Source organism: Paracoccus sp. DMF, from assembly GCF_004407025.1.
GTDB classification, from domain to species: domain Bacteria; phylum Pseudomonadota; class Alphaproteobacteria; order Rhodobacterales; family Rhodobacteraceae; genus Paracoccus; species Paracoccus aminovorans_B.
Genome location: NZ_SOKV02000021.1, coordinates 1 through 16,740, shown reverse-complemented (window position 1 = coordinate 16,740; position 16,740 = coordinate 1). Strand labels below are relative to the sequence as shown.

The window sequence follows — 16,740 nt, the reverse complement described above, 5'->3', positions numbered from 1 at the left end:
CTATCCGCGGCCCGTCGGGATGGCAAGAAAGCGGGACATGACAAAGCCGCCATTCGTCGCGCGAAAGGGGCTTTGCCCCCGCGCGTTCCGCGCTCCCCCAGGATATTTGGACAAGAAAGAAATCGCGCAGTCCATCCGGCTTCTTTCTTGTGGAAATATCCCGGGGGTGAGGAGCGCAGCGACGAGGGGGCAGAGCCCCCTTTGCGTGGACATGGGGGCGCCCCTGTGGCAGGGCTGGCAGGCATGTCCTGCGAGAGGTGGCGACAATGGCTGACGACAAGGCGCCGGTGATCCATCCGGCCTTGGTGCAAGAGGCGGACGACAGGACCGGCATCGACCGGCTGCTGGCGATCATGGCGGCGCTGCGCGACCCACAGACCGGCTGCCCTTGGGATATCGAACAGGATTTCGCCTCGATCGCGCCCTATACGATCGAGGAGGCGCATGAGGTCGCCGACGCCATCGCCCGCGAGGCCTGGGACGAATTGCCGGGCGAGCTGGGCGATCTGCTCTTGCAGGTGGTGTTTCACGCCCGCATGGCCGAGGAAGCGGGGCTGTTCGCATTTGCCGATGTGGTCGACAAGGTCACCGCCAAGATGATCGACCGCCATCCGCATATCTTCGGCGACGAATCCCGCGACAAATCCGCCGAGCAGCAGGTCCGCGACTGGGAGGCGATCAAGGCCAGGGAGCGCGCCGCCAAGGCGGAAAAGGGCGTGTTGGACGGGGTGGCGCTGGGGCTGCCCGGCCTGACCCGTGCCGTGAAGCTGCAAAACCGCGCCGCCCGCGTGGGCTTCGACTGGCCCGGTCCCGAGGATGTGCTCGTGAAGCTCGTCGAGGAGACCCGCGAACTGGTCGAGGCCCGCGATAGCGCCGATCACGCGCATTTGACCGAGGAGTTCGGCGACCTGATGTTCGTGATGGCGAATCTGGCCCGGCACCTGAAGATCGACCCCGAGGAGGCGCTGCGCGGCGCCAATGCCAAGTTCACCCGCCGCTTCCAGTCCATCGAGGCCGCGCTGGCCGCCGAGGGCCGCCGCCCCGAGGACAGCGACCTGGCCGAGATGGACGCGCTGTGGGATCGGGCGAAAGCCGCCGAGCGGGCCTAGGCCGCCGGCGCGGCGACTTCGGCCAGGGCGGCGTCATAGACCGCCAGCGCCTCGGCTGGGGTGCGGGCACGCGAGGCGCCCTCGGAGAGTTGCCGGCGCCAGCCGCGCGCGCCGGGCCGGCCGTGGAACAGGCCCAGCATGTGCCGCGTGACCTGGTGCAGCCGCCCGCCCGCGGCCAGATGCGCCTCGACCAGTTCGCGCAGCGCGGCGGCCGCGTCCAGCGGGTCGGCGAAGGGCGGCGTCTCGTCCCACAGCAGGTCGGCCTGCCCCAGCATGTCCCAGGGCTGGTGATAGGCGGCGCGGCCGACCATGACCCCGTCCATGACCCGAAGCTGCTCGCGCACCGTGTCGAGGCTGGCGATGCCGCCGTTGATCGACAGGTGCAGCCCGGGAAACGCCTGCTTCATGCGCTGCACCAGCGCATAGTCCAGCGGCGGGATCTCGCGGTTCTCGCGCGGGGACAGGCCCTGCAGCCAGGCCTTGCGGGCATGGATGGCCAGCCGGCGCACGCCCGCCTCGCGCATGCGGGCGATGAAGGCCGGCAGCACCTCCTCGGGGATCTGGTCGTCGACGCCGATGCGGCATTTCACCGTCACCTCGACCGGGCTCGCGGCGATCATCGCCGCGACGCATTCCGCGACCAGTTCGGGCCGGGTCATCAGCACGGCGCCGAAACAGCCCGATTGCACGCGGTCGCTGGGGCAGCCGACGTTCAGGTTGATCTCGTCATAGCCCCAATCGGCGCCGATGCGCGCGGCCTCGGCCAGCTGGCCCGGGTCCGAGCCGCCTAGCTGCAGCGCCAGCGGATGCTCGACCGCGTCGAAATCCAGCAGTTTCGCCCGGTCGCCGAAGACCAGCGCCGGGGCGGTCACCATCTCGGTGTAAAGCAACGCGCGGCGCGACAGCAGCCGGTGGACGCGCCGGCACAGGCTATCGGTCCAATCCATCATCGGCGCCACGGAAAGCCGGGCCGCCTCCACGATGCCATGTTTCTGGACCGGGACCATGATATCTGCGCTGCTTTCGGGGGTGATTTCGGTGGTACCGCCTCCCCGGCTCGAACGGGGGACCTCTAGATCCACAATCTAGCGCTCTAACCAGCTGAGCTAAGGCGGCACAGGCGCGTATCTATCGCCAGCGCCCCGGCTGCGCAAGCCCGACTTGCCGGTTTTTGACAGGCGCGTTAAGGAAAAATTCCGCACCCAAGCGCCAGCCGGCAGGAGAGCAGCATGAGCATCAACAGCGAAAGCGAAATCGCGGCGAATCTTCAGATCGGCCCCACCGATCGCGGCATGGTCCGTATCTATGTCGAGGCCGAGGGCGTGGACCTGCCGCTGGATTTCGACCCCGAGGAAGCCGAGGAAATCGCCGAGGAACTGCTGGCCGCCGCCGAGGCCGCGCGCAGCATGGGCCAGCCCTCGCCGGGCGCCGGCAAGGGCGAGAAGCCTAGAAAGCCGCGCCGCTGACCCCCATCGGGTCGGTCAGCGACAAGAGCCGGCCGGCCGAGACCCGGGCGATGTCGCGCAAGAGCCGCGAGCGCCGCGCCGCCGCCAGCCGCGATTCGGGCGCCATGCGCAAAAGCTCCGCGCCCCAGCTGTCGGCGCGGATCAGCCCCGAGCCCTGCGGCAGCAATTCGTCGGGAAAATCGGTATCCACCGCCCAGAAGAAGCGGTCGCAGAACTCCAGATAGCCCTGCCACTTGCGGTCGCCGGTGAAATCGGCCCGGCAGCTCTTGCATTCGACCACCCAGATCTCGCCCTTGGGCGAGATCGAGATCACGTCGACCCGCAACCCGCCCACGGGCACGAATTCGCAAAGCGCGGCGTGGCCCAGCCCGGTCAGCATCCGCGCGACGCCGCGCTGCAGGCGCTGGCCGGGCTTGGCGGGCAGGATCTCGGTTTGGGCGTCGCTGGACTGCTGTGACATGGCCGAACCATGAACGAAACGGCAACATCTTGCAAGCCCGGCCCCGCCGGCCCTTGCGATGCGGGGCGCGGGCGCCTATTTTCGGCGCAGGCGGGTTTCTGCTCTTCTCGTGTGTGGCCTCTTTTTCCACTGGCCTATAATTTCACCGAGGGGGCTGGCTCTGTCGGGGCCCTGGTCCCGTTATCCGGCTCCCACCTGGACATCCAGGCTTTCGGGGAAACTAGCGCTGCCACGGTTGCTGCGGTTCCCGCCGCCCTTTCCCCCCTCCGGAAACGAAAAGGGACGGCCCGAAGGCCGCCCCCGTTGTCACGAGAGAGAGGGAAAGACTTAGAAGCCGTAGACCAGCGACACGCCCAGCGTGTTGTCGGTGCGGATGTTGCGGTCCGAGACGTATTCGGTCTTGTAGGACACGCGAGTCGCGAAGGCTTCGGTCATCTTGAAGTTCAGACCCAGTTCGTTCGTGATCGTGTCGTTCGCGTCCGAGGTCAGATAGTCGGTGTCGTTGGTCACGAAGAAGTTGTCGTTGATGCGGTGGTAGAACCGCGACGACAGCAGGTAACCGACATCGGTATCCGAGTCGTAGTCGATGGTGCCGTCCAGCGGATCCAGCGGATCTTCGGTCGCGACCACGGCCTTGGTGTAGCGCACGCCGACGGCGGCCTGCACGCGCCAGGCGGTGGTGTCGGTGTTGATCACGCGGTAGCCCGGGCCGACGCCGAAATAGGCGTCACGCTTCAGCCGGCCGTCAAGCGAGTCGAAGGTTTCGCCGTCGGACAGGCTGATCGGGTCGCCGGCCAGCGCGTCGGTAGCCAGGCGGCCCAGGGCGAAGCCGTAGAAGCGATCATTGAAGTTGTACATGCCTTCATAGATCACATAGGTCTTTTCGGTGTCCTTGTTGCCGGCGTTGTTGTCGCCGTATTCAAGCAGGATACCGACCGACTGCGAGAACTGGCCCTGGTTGTGCGACAGGCGGCCCGACAGGTTGAAGTCCTGGTTTTCGCTGTTGCCGGTCGAGCCGGTGTAGCTGAGCGCGACCGAGCCGAAGGTGCCCTGGCGCTGGTCGGGATTGCCGAAGCGATAGGCGTCTTCCGAACGGGCGAAATCGTCGCGGACGTCGCGTTCGACATCGCGCATGTCTTCGTTGACTTGGGTGATGCCGACGGCATTGGCCCCGGCCGAGGTTTCCGACTGCGCAAAGGCAGGAGCCGCGAAGGAGGCAGCCAGGGCGGTGGCGCCGGCGAGGTAGGCAAGGGTTTTCATCGTGATCAGTCCTTTTCCCGAACCGTGTTCCGTGTCCGTGGCCCCGGCCTTCCGGCACCACGAGCATCTCTGCTGCATCAGAGGTAGAACCAGCCGCCCGGTGGATAAAGAGGGGGCGGAAACGTGAACCGATCTCCCAAAAACGTGAAAATTGCAGGGAACCCGAGCATCGGCGGAAATTGGACCAGTTGAAATCGTGATGAAACCAAATCGCCGTTTGGTTGTAGCGAACTTTATCCACAAGTTTCAGAAGGTAGGAGGACACCGTCGCGCTCACGAAAGGTTAACGGGCGGTAACATCCCTGCCGGCGAGGCCGATTGCACAAAAAAAAGGCAGCGGATTTTCGCTGCCTTGCTGCGGGAATTGTTGCGCCAGGTCCACAGTCCTGGCGCAAAAATGTCATCCTGGCGTGAGGGCGCCTAGCGTTTACTGGGCGCGCTGGACGGGACCAGCGCCGGGATGTGGCGGCGCAGGGGCCGCCGCAAGCCGCCGCGCGGGCCGTCGCCGCCGGCCATCAGCATGATGCGGATGCCGAACTGCACGCCGGAAAACAGGACGGTGTGGAAGACGACCAGCATCAGCACGGCGATCCAGCCGCCGCGCGTGGCGAAGACCAGGTGGCGCAGCGATGCCACGTCCAGCGCCAGAAGCAGCCCGGTAAAGGCGAGCGCCAGCACGAAGCCGATGGCGATGCTGAGGATATAAAGCCGGACCAGCCTGGGCATGCCATTCTCCGTGCGGGGTGGGACGGCCCATCCTAGCGCCAAGGCCGGCGTTTCCGAAGCCGAAAATGCGTGGCGCGTCACAATGTCCGCGGCGGGCGCCCTCAGAAGGCGTCCGGGCGCGCCTCGCGGGCCATGTGGTCGAGCACGGCATTGACGAATTTCGACTCGCGCCCCTCGGCGAAGAAGGCCTGGGCCAGGCGGACGTATTCGGTGATGACTACCTTGGGCGGCGTCTTCGGCGTCACCAGCTCGGCCCCGGCGGCGCGAAAGACCGAGCGCAGCACCGGGTCGATGCGGTCGATCGGCCATTTCGCCACCAGCGCCCGGTCGGTCATCTGGTCGATCTTCGCCTGCCAGGCGACGGCATCGTCGACGATGCGGGCAAACAGCGCGTCATCGGCTTCGGCCGAGACGATATCGTCGTCCTCGCCCTCGCGGCCGATGCGCCAGTTCAGGAATTCGCGCTGGACGCGGTCGGCGGAGGTGCCGGCGGCCTCCATCTGGAACAGCGCCTGCACGGCATAAAGCCGGGCGGCGGCGGCACGCGCCTGGCGGGCGGCGCGGTCGGCATTGCGGTCGGCGGGGCTTTTCTTGTCGGTCATGGTCAGGCGCCCCTCGGTCCGTCGATCTCGCCGGCCAGGCGGATCACGTCGCGGGCGCCACCGGGAGCGTCGCCGCGCGGCGATTGCCGGTCCCAGCCGCGTTTCAGCGCGATCAGGTGCAGCGCCGCCGCAGCCGCGCCACCGCCCTTGTTCTGGGTCGCCGGGTCGGCGCGGACCGCGGCCTGTTCGTAATTCTCGACCGTCAGGATGCCGTTGCCGATGCAATGGCCCTGCAGCCCCAACAGGGTGATGCCGCGCGAGCTGTCGTTGCAGACCGTGTCGTAATGCGTCGTCTCGCCCCGGATCACGCAGCCCAGCGCGACATAGCCGTCATAGAGCCCGCGCGCCGCGGCCAGGCCGATGGCGGTCGGCACCTCCAGCGCGCCCGGCACCTCGACCAGGTCCACCGTGGCGCCAGCATCGGCCGCGACCTGCCGCGCTCCCGCGATCAGCGCCTCGGCGATCTGCCGGTAATAGGGCGCGACCACGATCAGCAGCCGGGCGCCGTCCAGGCGGGGCAGCGGCAATTGGTAATGTTCGATGCTGGCGGCCATTGCGTCACTCTTTCGGAATCGAGCGCGTGGAATGGATCGAAAGACCGTAGGCGTCAAGCCCGACGACCTTGACCGGGGCCGAATTCGTCAAGAGCACCAGTTCCGACAGCCCCAGCGCCGACAGGATCTGCGCGCCGAGCCCGTATTGGCGCAGGACGTGCGTGCTGACCTCGTCCTGGCGCGGCAGGCGCGGCTCGAGGTCGCGGAACAGCACCACGACGCCCCTGCCCTCACCGGCGATGGCCGACATGGCGGCGCCCAGCGTGCCCGCCTCGGCCCGGCCGATGCCCAGCACGTCGTGCAGCGGGTCCAGCACATGCATGCGCACCAGCACCGGGCCGGGCGCGGTCAGGTCGCCCTTGGTCAGCACGATATGCTCGGCGCCCGAGGTCTCGTCGGCAAAGATGCGCATCATCCAGTCGCCGCCATGGACCGAGCTTACCGCGCGCTGGCCGCGCTCCGCGATCAGGTTGTCGTGGCGGCGGCGATAGGCGATCAGGTCGCTGATCGTGCCGATCTTCAGCCCGTGCTTCTGCGCGAAGGCCACCAGGTCCGGCAGCCGGGCCATGGTGCCGTCCTCGTTCATGATCTCGCAGATCACCCCTGCCGGGTTCAGCCCGGCCAGGCGCGAGATGTCGACCGCGGCCTCGGTATGGCCGGCGCGGACCAGCACGCCGCCTTCACGGGCGCGCAGCGGGAAGATATGGCCCGGCGTGGCGATATCGGCCGCGCCCTTGGTCGGGTCGATGGCGACCGCGATGGTATGGGCGCGGTCATGGGCCGAGATGCCGGTGGTCACGCCCTCGCGCGCCTCGATCGACATGGTGAAGGCGGTCTCGTGCCGGCTGGAGTTCTTCGAACTCATCAGCGGCAGCCCCAGCGCATCGATGCGCGCGCCGGGCATGGACAGGCAGATCAGCCCGCGGCCGTGGGTGGCCATGAAATTGACCGCGTCGGGCGTCGCCATCTGCGCCGGGATCACCAGGTCGCCCTCGTTCTCGCGGTCCTCGTGGTCGACCAGGATGAACATGCGGCCGTTGCGGGCCTCGTTGATGATCTCCTCGGTCGGCGAGATCGCCACCGACCAGTCCCGCTCGACCGCACCGGGCTTTTCATACTGCATCCGCAACTCCTGCAAAGAACCGCCGCCCGGCAAGGAAACCCGCCAGCCCGCCGGCCGCCATCATTTCGCGCTCATGCTCGGTCTCGCCGATCATCAGCACCGCATCCCCGGGCAGGCCCTGCGCCCGCAGCCAGGCCTTCATCCTGTCGCGCATCGCCGACCAGCTGGCGCCGAAATGCGGCAGGTCCTGCACCGAATGCGCCCCGATCTGCACCCGCAGCGCCTCGGGCGCAAGGCCCGGGCCGCAGCCCAGGTGCGGCACGGCGCCGCTGGCCGCGATGCGGGCGCATTCGCGCGCGCCGACCGGCTGGCCGGGGCGAAACACCCCCAACGCATTGCTGGAATAGAGAAAGGCCACCAGGTCGCGCCCGGTCGTCGCCCGCACCCCGGCATAGGTCTTGTAATCGAGGCCCAGGTCGCGCGCACGCCGCACCCGCATGCGCACCACCTCGACCGGCAGGCGCTCGCCCAGAAGCTCGCGCCGGGCCACGCGCCAGCAATGGGCGCGAAAGCCGCTGGCCTGGCCCGGCCCGCGGTTATGGCCGATGCCGGCCATCAGCCCGCCTCGGCCAGCCGCGCGACATAGCGCGCCAGCGTGTCGATCTCGAGGTTCACCGCATCACCGACCTGCGCCCGGCCCCAGGTGGTGACGGCTTGGGTATGCGGGATCAGGTTGACGCCGAAGGCGGTGCCCTCGACCTCGTTCACCGTCAGCGAGGTGCCGTTCAGCGCCACCGAGCCCTTGGGGGCGATGAAGCGCGCCAGCGCATCGGGCGCGCGGAACCGGATGCGGGTGCTGTCGCCCTCGTCATGCATTTCCTCGATGACCGCGACCCCATCGACATGGCCCGAGACGATGTGCCCGCCCAGCTCGTCGCCGACCCGCAGCGCGCGTTCCAGGTTCAGCCGCTTGCCGGCTTCCCAGCCGTTGGCGCCGATATTGGTCCTGGACAGCGTCTCGGCCGAGATGTCGACGTCGAACCAGTCGGGGCCCTTTTCGACCACGGTCAGGCAGACGCCGTCGCAGGCGATCGAGGCGCCCAGATCGACGCCCTCCATGGCGTAATGGCAGGCGATCCGCGCCCGCATGTCGCCGCGCATCTCGACGCGCGAAACTTCGCCGATATCGGTGATGATGCCGGTAAACATCGGCGCCTCCTTGTTTTCCGCTGCCCGAGAACTAGAGCCTTGGCGCGCGATCTTCAAGCAAAGCCGCAACAGCGGTTAACCGGCGTTAAGCGAGAATCGGGAAAGCCCGTGACAAGCGCGGGTTTTTGGTGCAATCGGGGCATGCAGGTCCCGGTGGCGCGTCCGCCTGAAACAACCAGTTCAACCCCGTTTCGTTCGCAACCCCTAGCCTGACCGGCTGGAGACCATGACCGCAAGCCGCACCGTGCGCGACCCCGCGCCGCAACCCCGCCCGCAGGGCAGCAAACCCTCGGAAACCTCCGGGCGGTTGCTGTCGGCGGTGCCCTCGACCGCCGCCCTGCCCGCCGCAAGGCGGGTGTTCCTGATGCTGCAAGGCCCGCATGGCCCGTTCTTCGACCGCGTCGGCGCGCTCTTGCGCGACACCGGCGCCCATGTCTGGCGCGTCAGCTTCAACGCCGGCGACGAATTCTTCTGGTCGGACCCCGCGCATCTGATCCGCCACCACGGCGCGCCCGAGGAATGGGCCGACCACCTGGACCGGATCATCGCCGAAAAGGGCGTGACCGACATCGTGCTCTATGGCGACGTGCGGCCGATCCATGCCGCCGCGCGCGCCGCGGCGCAGCGCCACGACCTGGTGATGCATGTCTTCGAAGAGGGCTATCTGCGCCCGTTCTGGATCACCTATGAACGCGGCGGCTCGAACGGCCATTCCGCGCTGATGCGCATCCCCCTGCGCGAGATGCGCAATGCGCTGCGCAACCGCATCGGGGAAATGAACCGCCCGCCCGCGCATTGGGGCGACATGCGCCAGCACAAGTTCTATGGCGCGCTTTACCATTTCTTCGTGCTGGCGGCGAACCAGCGCTATCCCGGCTATCGCACGCATCGCCAGATCGGCGTTTTCCAGGAATTCCGGCTGAACCTGCGCCGCTTCCTGCTGACGCCCGTCGACGCGCTGGCGCGGATGCGCGAGGCCGGGGCCGTGCGGCGTGGCGGCTTTCCCTATGTGCTGGTGCTGATGCAGCTCGAACACGATTCGAACTTTGTCGCCCATTCGCCCTATGCCCGCATGGCGGAATTCACCGACGAGCTTCTGACCGAATTCGCCCGCTCGGCGCCGCGCCACCACCATATCGTGTTCAAGGCCCACCCGCTCGAGGATGGCCGCGGCGGCATCCGCCAGGCCATCCAGGACCGCGCGCTGGCGCTGGGGATCGCCGAACGGGTGCATTTCGTGCGCGGCGGCAAGCTGGCGCGGCTTTTGAACCAAGCGCGTTCGGCGGTGACGGTGAATTCGACCGCGGCGCAGCAGGCGCTGTGGCGCGGCCTGCCGGTCAAGGCGATGGGCCGCGCGGTCTTCGACAAGCCCGGCCTCGTCTCGGACCAGAGCCTCGGGGAATTCCTGCACGATCCGCGCCCGCCCAAGGCCGTGGCCTATCGCCGCTACCGCGACTTCCTGCTGGAAAGCAGCCAGGTGCCGGGGGGCTATTACGCCGCCCGCTCGCGCGCCCATGCGCTGCGCATCGTGGTCGACATGATGCTGGCACCCGAGGATCCCTATCAGGCGCTTTTCGCCGGACGTGGCAAATATCGGCAACAGATGGGCGACAAGGACGAGTGAAGCGCCCAAAGACATGGAAAACCCGGACCCGCTAGGCTAACGTGCCGCAAAAGACCGTGGCGATCCGGGAATCGCGCGAGTGGACAGGAGTGACAGTTTGATCGAAGTCAGTTTTTCAGCCCATGGTGGTGGTTCGGCCGCGCTTCGGTCCGGCATGTTCGCTTCGCGCCTGGCGCGGATGGCGGTTCTGGGCGCGGTTCTGCTGGTTTCCGCCTGCGGCCTGCCGCGTTCGGGTCCGACCAAGAACGAGATCATCTCGGGCTCGGTGGAAAAGGGCGGCAGCACCCATATCGTGAATGTGGACGACCGGGTGAACCGCGCCGCGAACTATTCGCCCGCCTATGGCTTCTCGTCGGATTTCCGCGCCGCCGGCCAGGTCGGCGCCGACGAGGTGCGCCCGGGCGACGTGCTGGGCCTGCAGATCTGGGAAAACGTCGATGACGGTCTGCTGGCCTCGATGGGGCAAAGCTCGACCGCGCTGACCGAACTGCAGGTGGACAGCCAGGGCTATATCTTCGTGCCCTATGCCGGCCGCATCCGCGCTGCCGGCAACAGCCCCGACGAGCTGCGCCGCATCATCACGCAGAAGCTGGAAAGCCAGACCCCCGACCCGCAGGTCATGGTGACGCGCGTCGCCGGCGACGGCGCCACCGTCTCGGTCATGGGTAAGGTGAACGCGCAGGGCGTCTTCCCGATCGAGCGTCCGACCCGGACGCTGTCCTCGATGCTGTCCAAGGCCGGCGGCGTGTCGATCGAGCCCGAGATCGCGGTGGTGACCGTGAAACGCGGCAATTCCAGCGGCAAGGTCTGGCTGCGCGACCTCTACTCCAACGCCCGCAACGACATCGCGCTGCGCCCCGGCGACGTGATCCTGGTCGAAGAGGACGAGCGCAGCTTCACCGCGCTTGGTGCGCTTGGCGGCCAGACCAAGGTGCCGCTGGGCAATGAGCAGATCAATGCCATCGAGGCGGTGGCCATGGTCGGCGGCCTCAGCACCACCCTGGCCGATCCCAAGGGCGTGTTCATCCTGCGCGACGAGCCGCAGGCGGTCGCCCGCGCCGTGCTGGGCCGCAACGACATCTATGGCAACCAGCGCGTCGCCTATGTGCTGGACCTGACCAAGCCGGACGGCATGTTCCTGGCCCGCGACTTCATCATCCGCGACAGCGACACCGTCTATGTGACCGAAGCGCCCTTCGTGCAGTGGCAGAAGACGCTGAACTCGATCCTGACGCCGGTCGGCCAGGTCGGGTCCGTGGACAGCTCGTTCCGGTAGGCGGATGGATCCTGACGACAAGGCCGCCGGGGAGACCCGGCGGCTTTTCATATTCAACGGCGGTTTCCTGACCCGGCCGCGCCTGCGCCGCATCCTGACGCTGGCCGGCTGGGTGCCGCGGCTGGGCCTGCCCGGCCCCGGCGATGCGGTGGGTATCTGGGGCAACAGCCCGACCGCCTGGCGCGGCCGCAGCGTCGCCGCCCGGCGCGGCGCCCGGCTGGTGCATGTCGAGGACGCCTTCCTGCGCTCGGTCCTGCCCGGGCGGGCGCGCGGGCCGGTCGCCCGGCGCGGTCCCATCGGCCTGCTGATCGACCCGGTCGGGCTGCATTTCGACCCCAGCGCACCCTCGCTCATCGAGACGCTGGTGCAGGCTCCGGGCACCGCCGCGCTGCACGATGCCGCCGGCACCGCCATCGCCCGGCTGATCGCGGCCGATCTCTCGAAATACAATGCGCACCTGCCGGAACTGGCGCCGCCCGCGCCGGGCTATGTGCTGGTGATCGACCAGACCCGCGGCGACGCCTCGCTGCTGGGGGCGGGCCGGGCCGATTTCCTGGCCATGCTGGCCGCGGCGCGGGATGAAAACCCCGGCCTGCCGCTGGTGATCCGCGCCCATCCCGAGACCAGCGCCGGTCTGCGCCCCGGCCATTTCAGCGCCGCCGACCTGCGCCCGGGCGAGGTGATCTGCGACGCAGCCCTGTCGCCCTGGCGCCTGGTGCAGGGCGCGGCGCGGGTCTATGTCTGGTCCTCGCAGCTTGGTTATGAGGCGATGCTGGCCGGCCAGCGGCCGCGCATCTTCGGCCGGCCCTTCTATGCCGGCTGGGACCTGTCGGACGACCAGCACCGCTTTGCGCGCCGCAGCCCGGCGCCGATCCAGGGGCTGTTCGCGGCCAGCCACCTGCGGGCGCCGGTCTGGTATGATCCCTGCCTGGACCGGCTGACCGATTTCGACGGTGCGCTGCGCCAGATCGAGGCCGAGGCCCGCGCCTGGCGCCAGGACCGCAACGGCCACCTGGCGCTTGGCATCCGGCTGTGGAAACGGCCTTTCGTCGCGCGCTTCTTCGGCAGCGGCAAGGGCGTGCGCTTCACCGCGACGCCCGGTCCGCGGGTGACGATGGCCTGGGCCAACCGTGCCGCCGCCGTGCCCACCGCCCTGCGGATCGAGGACGGTTTCATTCGCTCGCGCGGCCTTGGCGCGGCGCTGGTGCCGCCGCTGTCGCTGGTCGCGGACGACCTCGGCATCTACTACGACCCGACCGGCGAAAGCCGGTTCGAGCGGCTGATGGCCGAGCCGCTGCCGCCGGGCGGGCGCGAGCGCGCCTTGGCCTTGGCCGACCAGTTGCGGCGCGCGGGCGTGACGAAATACAACCTCTCGGGCGCTTTGCCGCTGCTGCCGGCGGGGCGGCGCATCCTGGTCCCCGGCCAGGTCGAGGACGACGCCTCGATCCGCCTTGGCGCCGGGGCCGAGCGCACGAACCTCGCGCTGCTGGCGCGGGTGCGCGCCGAAAATCCCGATGCGGTGCTGATCTACAAGCCGCATCCCGATGTCGAGGCCGGGCTTCGTCCTGGCCTGATCCCCGAGGCCGAGATGCGCCGGCTGGCCGATGTCGTGGCCCATAACGCCGGGGCCGATGCGCTGATGGCCGCGGTCGACGAGGTCTGGACCATGACCTCGACCCTGGGCTTCGAGGCGTTGCTGCGCGGCCTCACCGTCACCACGCTGGGCGCGCCCTTCTATGCCGGCTGGGGGCTGACACGCGATCTGGGCCCGGTGCCGGCGCGGCGCCAGGCGCGGGTCGACCTGGCCGGGCTGATCCACGCCGCGCTGATCGCCTATCCGCGCTATTTCGATCCGCCGAGCCGCCTGCCCTGCCCGCCCGAAACCGCCGTGGCGCGCCTGACCGACCCCGGTTTCGCCGGCCAGGCGGGGCCTTCGATCCGGCTCCTGGCCAAGGCCCAAGGCGCGCTCAGCACCCACGCCTGGCTGTGGCGGCGCTAGCCGTTATAGAGATCGCTGATGGGAACCATTGCTGTGATGCTAGCGGCGGAGGTGCGGATGCTTGCTCCTACGGCTTCTGCATGCGGCCTCATCCGCGACGGTAAGCTGGGCGGCGTCTGGCAGGGTGAACAGGTCGGAAGCCGGATGCTCATGCGCCAGGCCATGACTTCGAGAGGTCAGAACCGGCTCGTGCGGATAAGCGCGGCCGAAGAATGGCGGCACCTGACCGGGCCAATGCGCTAGGACCGAGCCTCGCCCGACCCAGCAGCTTGCAAGCATCTTCCTCGGCAAGGCCCGCCCGCAGGAAATTCGAGCAATTTCAAGCGTCTTGCAGATGCCCCGTGATCGCGTGATCAGCGAAGCATTCGCTCGCCGGCAGGTCGCGTCATGCCGCCCCGAGACCGGCGGTCGCAAGCTGCTTCCATCGAGCGAAAGAGCCTGATCCTCCGTCCGTAACAATTCTCTGGACTGCCGAAATCAGATCAGGAAGCTCTGTTACGAGCGCCGATCCCCGCCATCATCCCCGGCGCGCAGCCAGCGATGCAGGATGTCACCGCCCAGCCGGCGCGTCTCGACCAGGCGAAAGCGCGGCGCTTCGGCCAGCCGCTGCAGCCCCAGCGCCGCGACGCCGGCGCGACCATCGCCGCCCAGCACCAGGCCGGCGGTATAGCCGATCAGTTGATCGACCAGCCCGGCACGCAAGAGGCTCGCGGCCAGCACGCCGCCGCCCTCGCAGAACACCCGGGTCAGCCCGCGCGCGCCGAGTTCGGCCATGAAACCCGCCGGTTCGCCCGAGACCTGCCACAGCGGCCCATGGTCCGGCCCCTCGGCCGGCAAATCCGGCAACGCCCGGCCCGAGACCACGATGCGCACCGGCTGCCGGACCGGGCCGAAGCCGCGCACGTTCAGGCCCGGCCGGTCGGCACGCGCCGTCTCGCCGCCGACCATCACCGCGTCATAGCTCAGCCGCAGGGCATGGACGTGGCGGCGCGCCTGCGCGCCGGTGATCCACTGGCTTTCACCCGAGGCGGTGGCGATGCGGCCGTCGAAACTGCCGGCCAGTTTCAGCGTCAGCATCGGCCGGCCGGCGGTGATGCGGGTCAGGAAACCGCGCTGCGCTTCGCGCGCCTCGGCGGCGCAGACGCCTTCCGTCACCGCGATGCCGGCGGCGCGCAGGATGGCATGGCCGCGCCCCGCCACGCGCGGGTCGGGATCGGTCAGGGCGCTGACCACGCGGGCAACGCCGGCGCGAACCAGCGCCTCGGCGCAGGGCGGGGTCTTGCCATGATGGGCGCAGGGCTCCAGCGTGACATAGGCGGTGGCGCCGCACGCGGCCGCGCCGGCCTGGGCCAGCGCCATGACCTCGGCATGCGGCCGGCCGCCGGGCTGGGTCCAGCCGCGCCCGACCACCCGGCCGTCCCGCACCAGCACGCAGCCCACGGCCGGATTGGGCCAGGTATTGCCCAGACCGCGCCGGCCCAGCGCCAGCGCGTGCCGCATGGGACGGGCGTCGTTCACGCTTCGGCGCCGCCGGGGCGCAACTCGCTGACGAACTTGTCGAAATCGTCGGCGGCCTGGAAGTTCTTGTAGACGCTAGCAAAGCGCACATAGGCCACGGTGTCGATCCGGGCCAGCGTCTCCATCACGATCTCGCCGATGACCTTCGAGGGAATGTCGGTGTCGCCGAGGCTTTCGAGCCGGCGCACGATGCCCGAGATCATCTGGTCGATGCGCTCGGGGTCGATCGGGCGCTTCTGCATGGCGATGCGGATCGAGCGCTCCAGCTTGGCGCGGTCGAAATCCTCGCGCCGGCCGCTGGACTTGACCACGACCAGGTCGCGCAGCTGCACGCGCTCGTAGGTGGTGAAGCGCCCGCCACAGGCCGGGCAGAACCGCCGCCGCCGGATCGCCACGTTATCCTCGGCCGGACGCGAATCCTTGACCTGGGTATCCACATTCCCGCAGAACGGACAGCGCATCCCTTGTTTCCTTGAAGCCCAAAACCCCCGTCACTATAGGCGCCCCCGAACCGCTTGGGTAGTGCGATGATGCAGCCACAAGATCGGGGGCGGCGGCGCGGGCCCGGCACTGCCACTCGCGTCTCGACAGGCCGCGGCGGGCGGTGCAACATGCGCCGCAATCGGCCGAGAGACCGGCCGAGCCAAGCGGAGGAAACCATGAAGAGCAAGAACCAGTTCGACCGGCGCGGCTTTCTGACCCGGGCCACGGTCGGCGGCGCGGCGGCGGCGGCCGGGACCGCGCTTGCCGCCCCTGCCATCGCCCAGGAGATGCCCGAGATCAAATGGCGGCTGACCTCGTCCTTTCCGAAGTCGCTCGACACGATCTATGGCGCCGCCGACGAGCTGTCGCGCCGGCTGAAAGAGGCGACGGGGGGCAAGTTCGTCATCCAGCCCTTTGCCGCCGGCGAGCTGGTTCCGGCCTTGCAGGCTGCCGATGCGGTCAGCGAGGGTTCCGTCGAGGTCTGCCACACGGTCGGCTATTATTATTTCGGCAAGGATCCGACTTGGGCGCTGGGATCGGCGGTGCCGTTCTCGCTGTCCGCGCGGGGCATGAACGCCTGGGCCTATCATGGCGGCGGCACCGACCTTTACAACGAATTCCTGGCCGACAAGAACATCCACGCCCTGCCCGGCGGCAATACCGGCGTGCAGATGGGCGGCTGGTTCCGCAAGGAAATCAAGACCGTGGACGACCTGAAGGGGCTCAAGTTCCGGGTCGGCGGCTTTGCCGGCAGCATTCTCGAGCGGCTGGGCGTGGTGCCGCAGCAGCTGGCCGGCGGCGACATCTATCCGGCGCTGGAAAAGGGCACGCTGGATGCGACCGAATTCGTCGGACCCTATGACGACCAGAAGCTGGGCTTCGTCAAGGTCGCGCCCTATTACTATTATCCCGGCTGGTGGGAAGGCGGTCCGACCGTCCATTTCATGTTCAACAAGACGGCCTGGGAGAGCCTGCCCGAGAACTACAAGTCGCTGGTGACGTCGATCTGCCAGGGCGTCGATGCCGACATGCTGCAGAAATACGACTACAAGAATCCCACCGCGATCAAGCAGTTGGTGGCCGAGGGCGCGCAGTTGCGGCCCTTCTCGCCCGAGATCCTGGAAGCCTGTTTCGAGGCCGCGAACGCGGTCTATACCGAGCTGGACGGCTCGAATCCGGGGTTCAAGAAGATCTGGGATTCGATCAAGGCGTTCCGGCACGACTATTATACCTGGACGCAGATCGCCGAGTACAACTATGACACGTTCATGATGCGCCAGCGCAACGCGGACAAGATTTAAGCCTTGCAAGACAACGGGTAAGGCGGGGCCTTGGGGGCTCTGCCCCCCGCGCCTGGCGCGCCCCTCGATGGGGCGCGTCAGGCGCTCCCC

At 68.4% G+C, this 16,740-nt stretch carries 17 protein-coding genes and 1 tRNA gene; 6 read left to right on the top strand and 12 right to left on the bottom strand.

The features are described from left to right. The first annotated feature begins 266 nt into the window (after positions 1-266). Positions 267-1,109, top strand: coding sequence for a nucleoside triphosphate pyrophosphohydrolase (gene mazG, locus E3D03_RS12290; RefSeq protein WP_263567198.1), 843 nt, complete (start codon positions 267-269; stop codon positions 1,107-1,109). Here the strand turns inward: mazG and dusA are convergent. Together dusA and E3D03_RS12280 are read right to left on the bottom strand one after the other, a co-directional pair. Continuing rightward, positions 1,106-2,116 carry a tRNA dihydrouridine(20/20a) synthase DusA gene (dusA, locus tag E3D03_RS12285; protein ID WP_263567197.1) on the bottom strand — a complete coding sequence of 337 codons (1,011 nt, stop codon included), beginning with the start codon at positions 2,114-2,116 and terminating at the stop codon, positions 1,106-1,108. The two genes, mazG and dusA, sit on opposite strands and share 4 nt — an antisense overlap. A gap of 32 nt (positions 2,117-2,148) precedes the next feature. Next, a tRNA-His gene (locus E3D03_RS12280) sits at positions 2,149-2,225 on the bottom strand. Between the two features lie 113 nt (positions 2,226-2,338). Here E3D03_RS12280 and E3D03_RS12275 point away from each other — a divergent pair. Then, a complete protein-coding gene (locus E3D03_RS12275) occupies positions 2,339-2,575 on the top strand; it encodes a DUF6324 family protein (protein WP_018000457.1) in 237 nt (78 codons plus the stop codon). Here E3D03_RS12275 and E3D03_RS12270 read toward each other — a convergent pair. The 8 genes from E3D03_RS12270 to E3D03_RS12235 all read right to left on the bottom strand — a co-directional run bounded on the left by E3D03_RS12270 (position 2,556) and on the right by E3D03_RS12235 (position 8,449). Next, positions 2,556-3,035, bottom strand: a complete 480-nt coding sequence (locus E3D03_RS12270) for an MmcB family DNA repair protein (RefSeq protein ID WP_263567196.1) — start codon at positions 3,033-3,035, stop codon at positions 2,556-2,558. The genes E3D03_RS12275 and E3D03_RS12270 overlap by 20 nt on opposite strands. Before the next feature lie 327 nt (positions 3,036-3,362). Then, positions 3,363-4,295 (bottom strand): YdiY family protein, encoded by a 933-nt coding sequence (locus E3D03_RS12265; RefSeq protein ID WP_062560875.1) that lies wholly within the window; start codon positions 4,293-4,295, stop codon positions 3,363-3,365. 420 nt (positions 4,296-4,715) lie between these two features. Next, positions 4,716-5,021 carry a hypothetical protein gene (locus E3D03_RS12260; RefSeq protein WP_263567195.1) on the bottom strand — a complete coding sequence of 102 codons (306 nt, stop codon included), beginning with the start codon at positions 5,019-5,021 and terminating at the stop codon, positions 4,716-4,718. A gap of 101 nt (positions 5,022-5,122) precedes the next feature. Next, a complete protein-coding gene (gene nusB, locus E3D03_RS12255; RefSeq protein WP_062560877.1) occupies positions 5,123-5,623 on the bottom strand; it encodes a transcription antitermination factor NusB in 501 nt (166 codons plus the stop codon). A 2-nt stretch (positions 5,624-5,625) separates the two neighbouring features. Beyond that, the gene (locus E3D03_RS12250) at positions 5,626-6,177 is read right to left on the bottom strand and encodes a 6,7-dimethyl-8-ribityllumazine synthase (protein WP_263567194.1); all 552 of its coding nucleotides are present in this window, start codon (positions 6,175-6,177) and stop codon (positions 5,626-5,628) included. Positions 6,178-6,181: 4 nt separating this feature from the next. Continuing rightward, positions 6,182-7,300 (bottom strand): 3,4-dihydroxy-2-butanone-4-phosphate synthase, encoded by a 1,119-nt coding sequence (ribB, locus tag E3D03_RS12245; RefSeq protein WP_062560879.1) that lies wholly within the window; start codon positions 7,298-7,300, stop codon positions 6,182-6,184. After that, positions 7,290-7,856, bottom strand: coding sequence for a hypothetical protein (locus E3D03_RS12240; protein ID WP_263567193.1), 567 nt, complete (start codon positions 7,854-7,856; stop codon positions 7,290-7,292). Before E3D03_RS12240 ends, ribB begins: the two co-directional genes overlap by 11 nt. Continuing rightward, on the bottom strand, positions 7,856-8,449 hold the full coding sequence (locus E3D03_RS12235) for a riboflavin synthase (RefSeq protein WP_062560881.1): 594 nt from the start codon (positions 8,447-8,449) through the stop codon (positions 7,856-7,858). The genes E3D03_RS12240 and E3D03_RS12235 overlap by 1 nt, the downstream gene beginning before the upstream one ends. A 226-nt stretch (positions 8,450-8,675) precedes the next feature. Between E3D03_RS12235 and E3D03_RS12230 the strand changes: the two genes are divergently transcribed. The 3 genes from E3D03_RS12230 to E3D03_RS12220 all read left to right on the top strand — a co-directional run bounded on the left by E3D03_RS12230 (position 8,676) and on the right by E3D03_RS12220 (position 13,348). Next, positions 8,676-10,073: a capsule biosynthesis protein gene (locus tag E3D03_RS12230; protein ID WP_263567192.1), complete on the top strand. Its 1,398-nt coding sequence runs from the start codon at positions 8,676-8,678 to the stop codon at positions 10,071-10,073. A 154-nt stretch (positions 10,074-10,227) separates the two neighbouring features. Continuing rightward, on the top strand, positions 10,228-11,349 hold the full coding sequence (locus E3D03_RS12225) for a polysaccharide biosynthesis/export family protein (RefSeq protein WP_263567191.1): 1,122 nt from the start codon (positions 10,228-10,230) through the stop codon (positions 11,347-11,349). Positions 11,350-11,353: 4 nt separating this feature from the next. After that, complete coding sequence (locus E3D03_RS12220) at positions 11,354-13,348, top strand: capsular polysaccharide biosynthesis protein (RefSeq protein ID WP_263567190.1); 1,995 nt, start codon at positions 11,354-11,356, stop codon at positions 13,346-13,348. Between the two features lie 495 nt (positions 13,349-13,843). Here E3D03_RS12220 and ribD read toward each other — a convergent pair whose 3' ends face one another. Both ribD and nrdR read right to left on the bottom strand, forming a co-directional pair. Further along, positions 13,844-14,848: a bifunctional diaminohydroxyphosphoribosylaminopyrimidine deaminase/5-amino-6-(5-phosphoribosylamino)uracil reductase RibD gene (gene ribD / locus E3D03_RS12215; RefSeq protein WP_263567228.1), complete on the bottom strand. Its 1,005-nt coding sequence runs from the start codon at positions 14,846-14,848 to the stop codon at positions 13,844-13,846. A gap of 14 nt (positions 14,849-14,862) precedes the next feature. After that, a complete protein-coding gene (gene nrdR / locus E3D03_RS12210) occupies positions 14,863-15,327 on the bottom strand; it encodes a transcriptional regulator NrdR (RefSeq protein WP_062560884.1) in 465 nt (154 codons plus the stop codon). A 198-nt stretch (positions 15,328-15,525) separates the two neighbouring features. Here nrdR and E3D03_RS12205 point away from each other — a divergent pair, with 198 nt between their 5' ends. After that, positions 15,526-16,650 (top strand): TRAP transporter substrate-binding protein, encoded by a 1,125-nt coding sequence (locus E3D03_RS12205; protein ID WP_263567189.1) that lies wholly within the window; start codon positions 15,526-15,528, stop codon positions 16,648-16,650. The last annotated feature ends 90 nt before the right edge of the window (positions 16,651-16,740 follow it).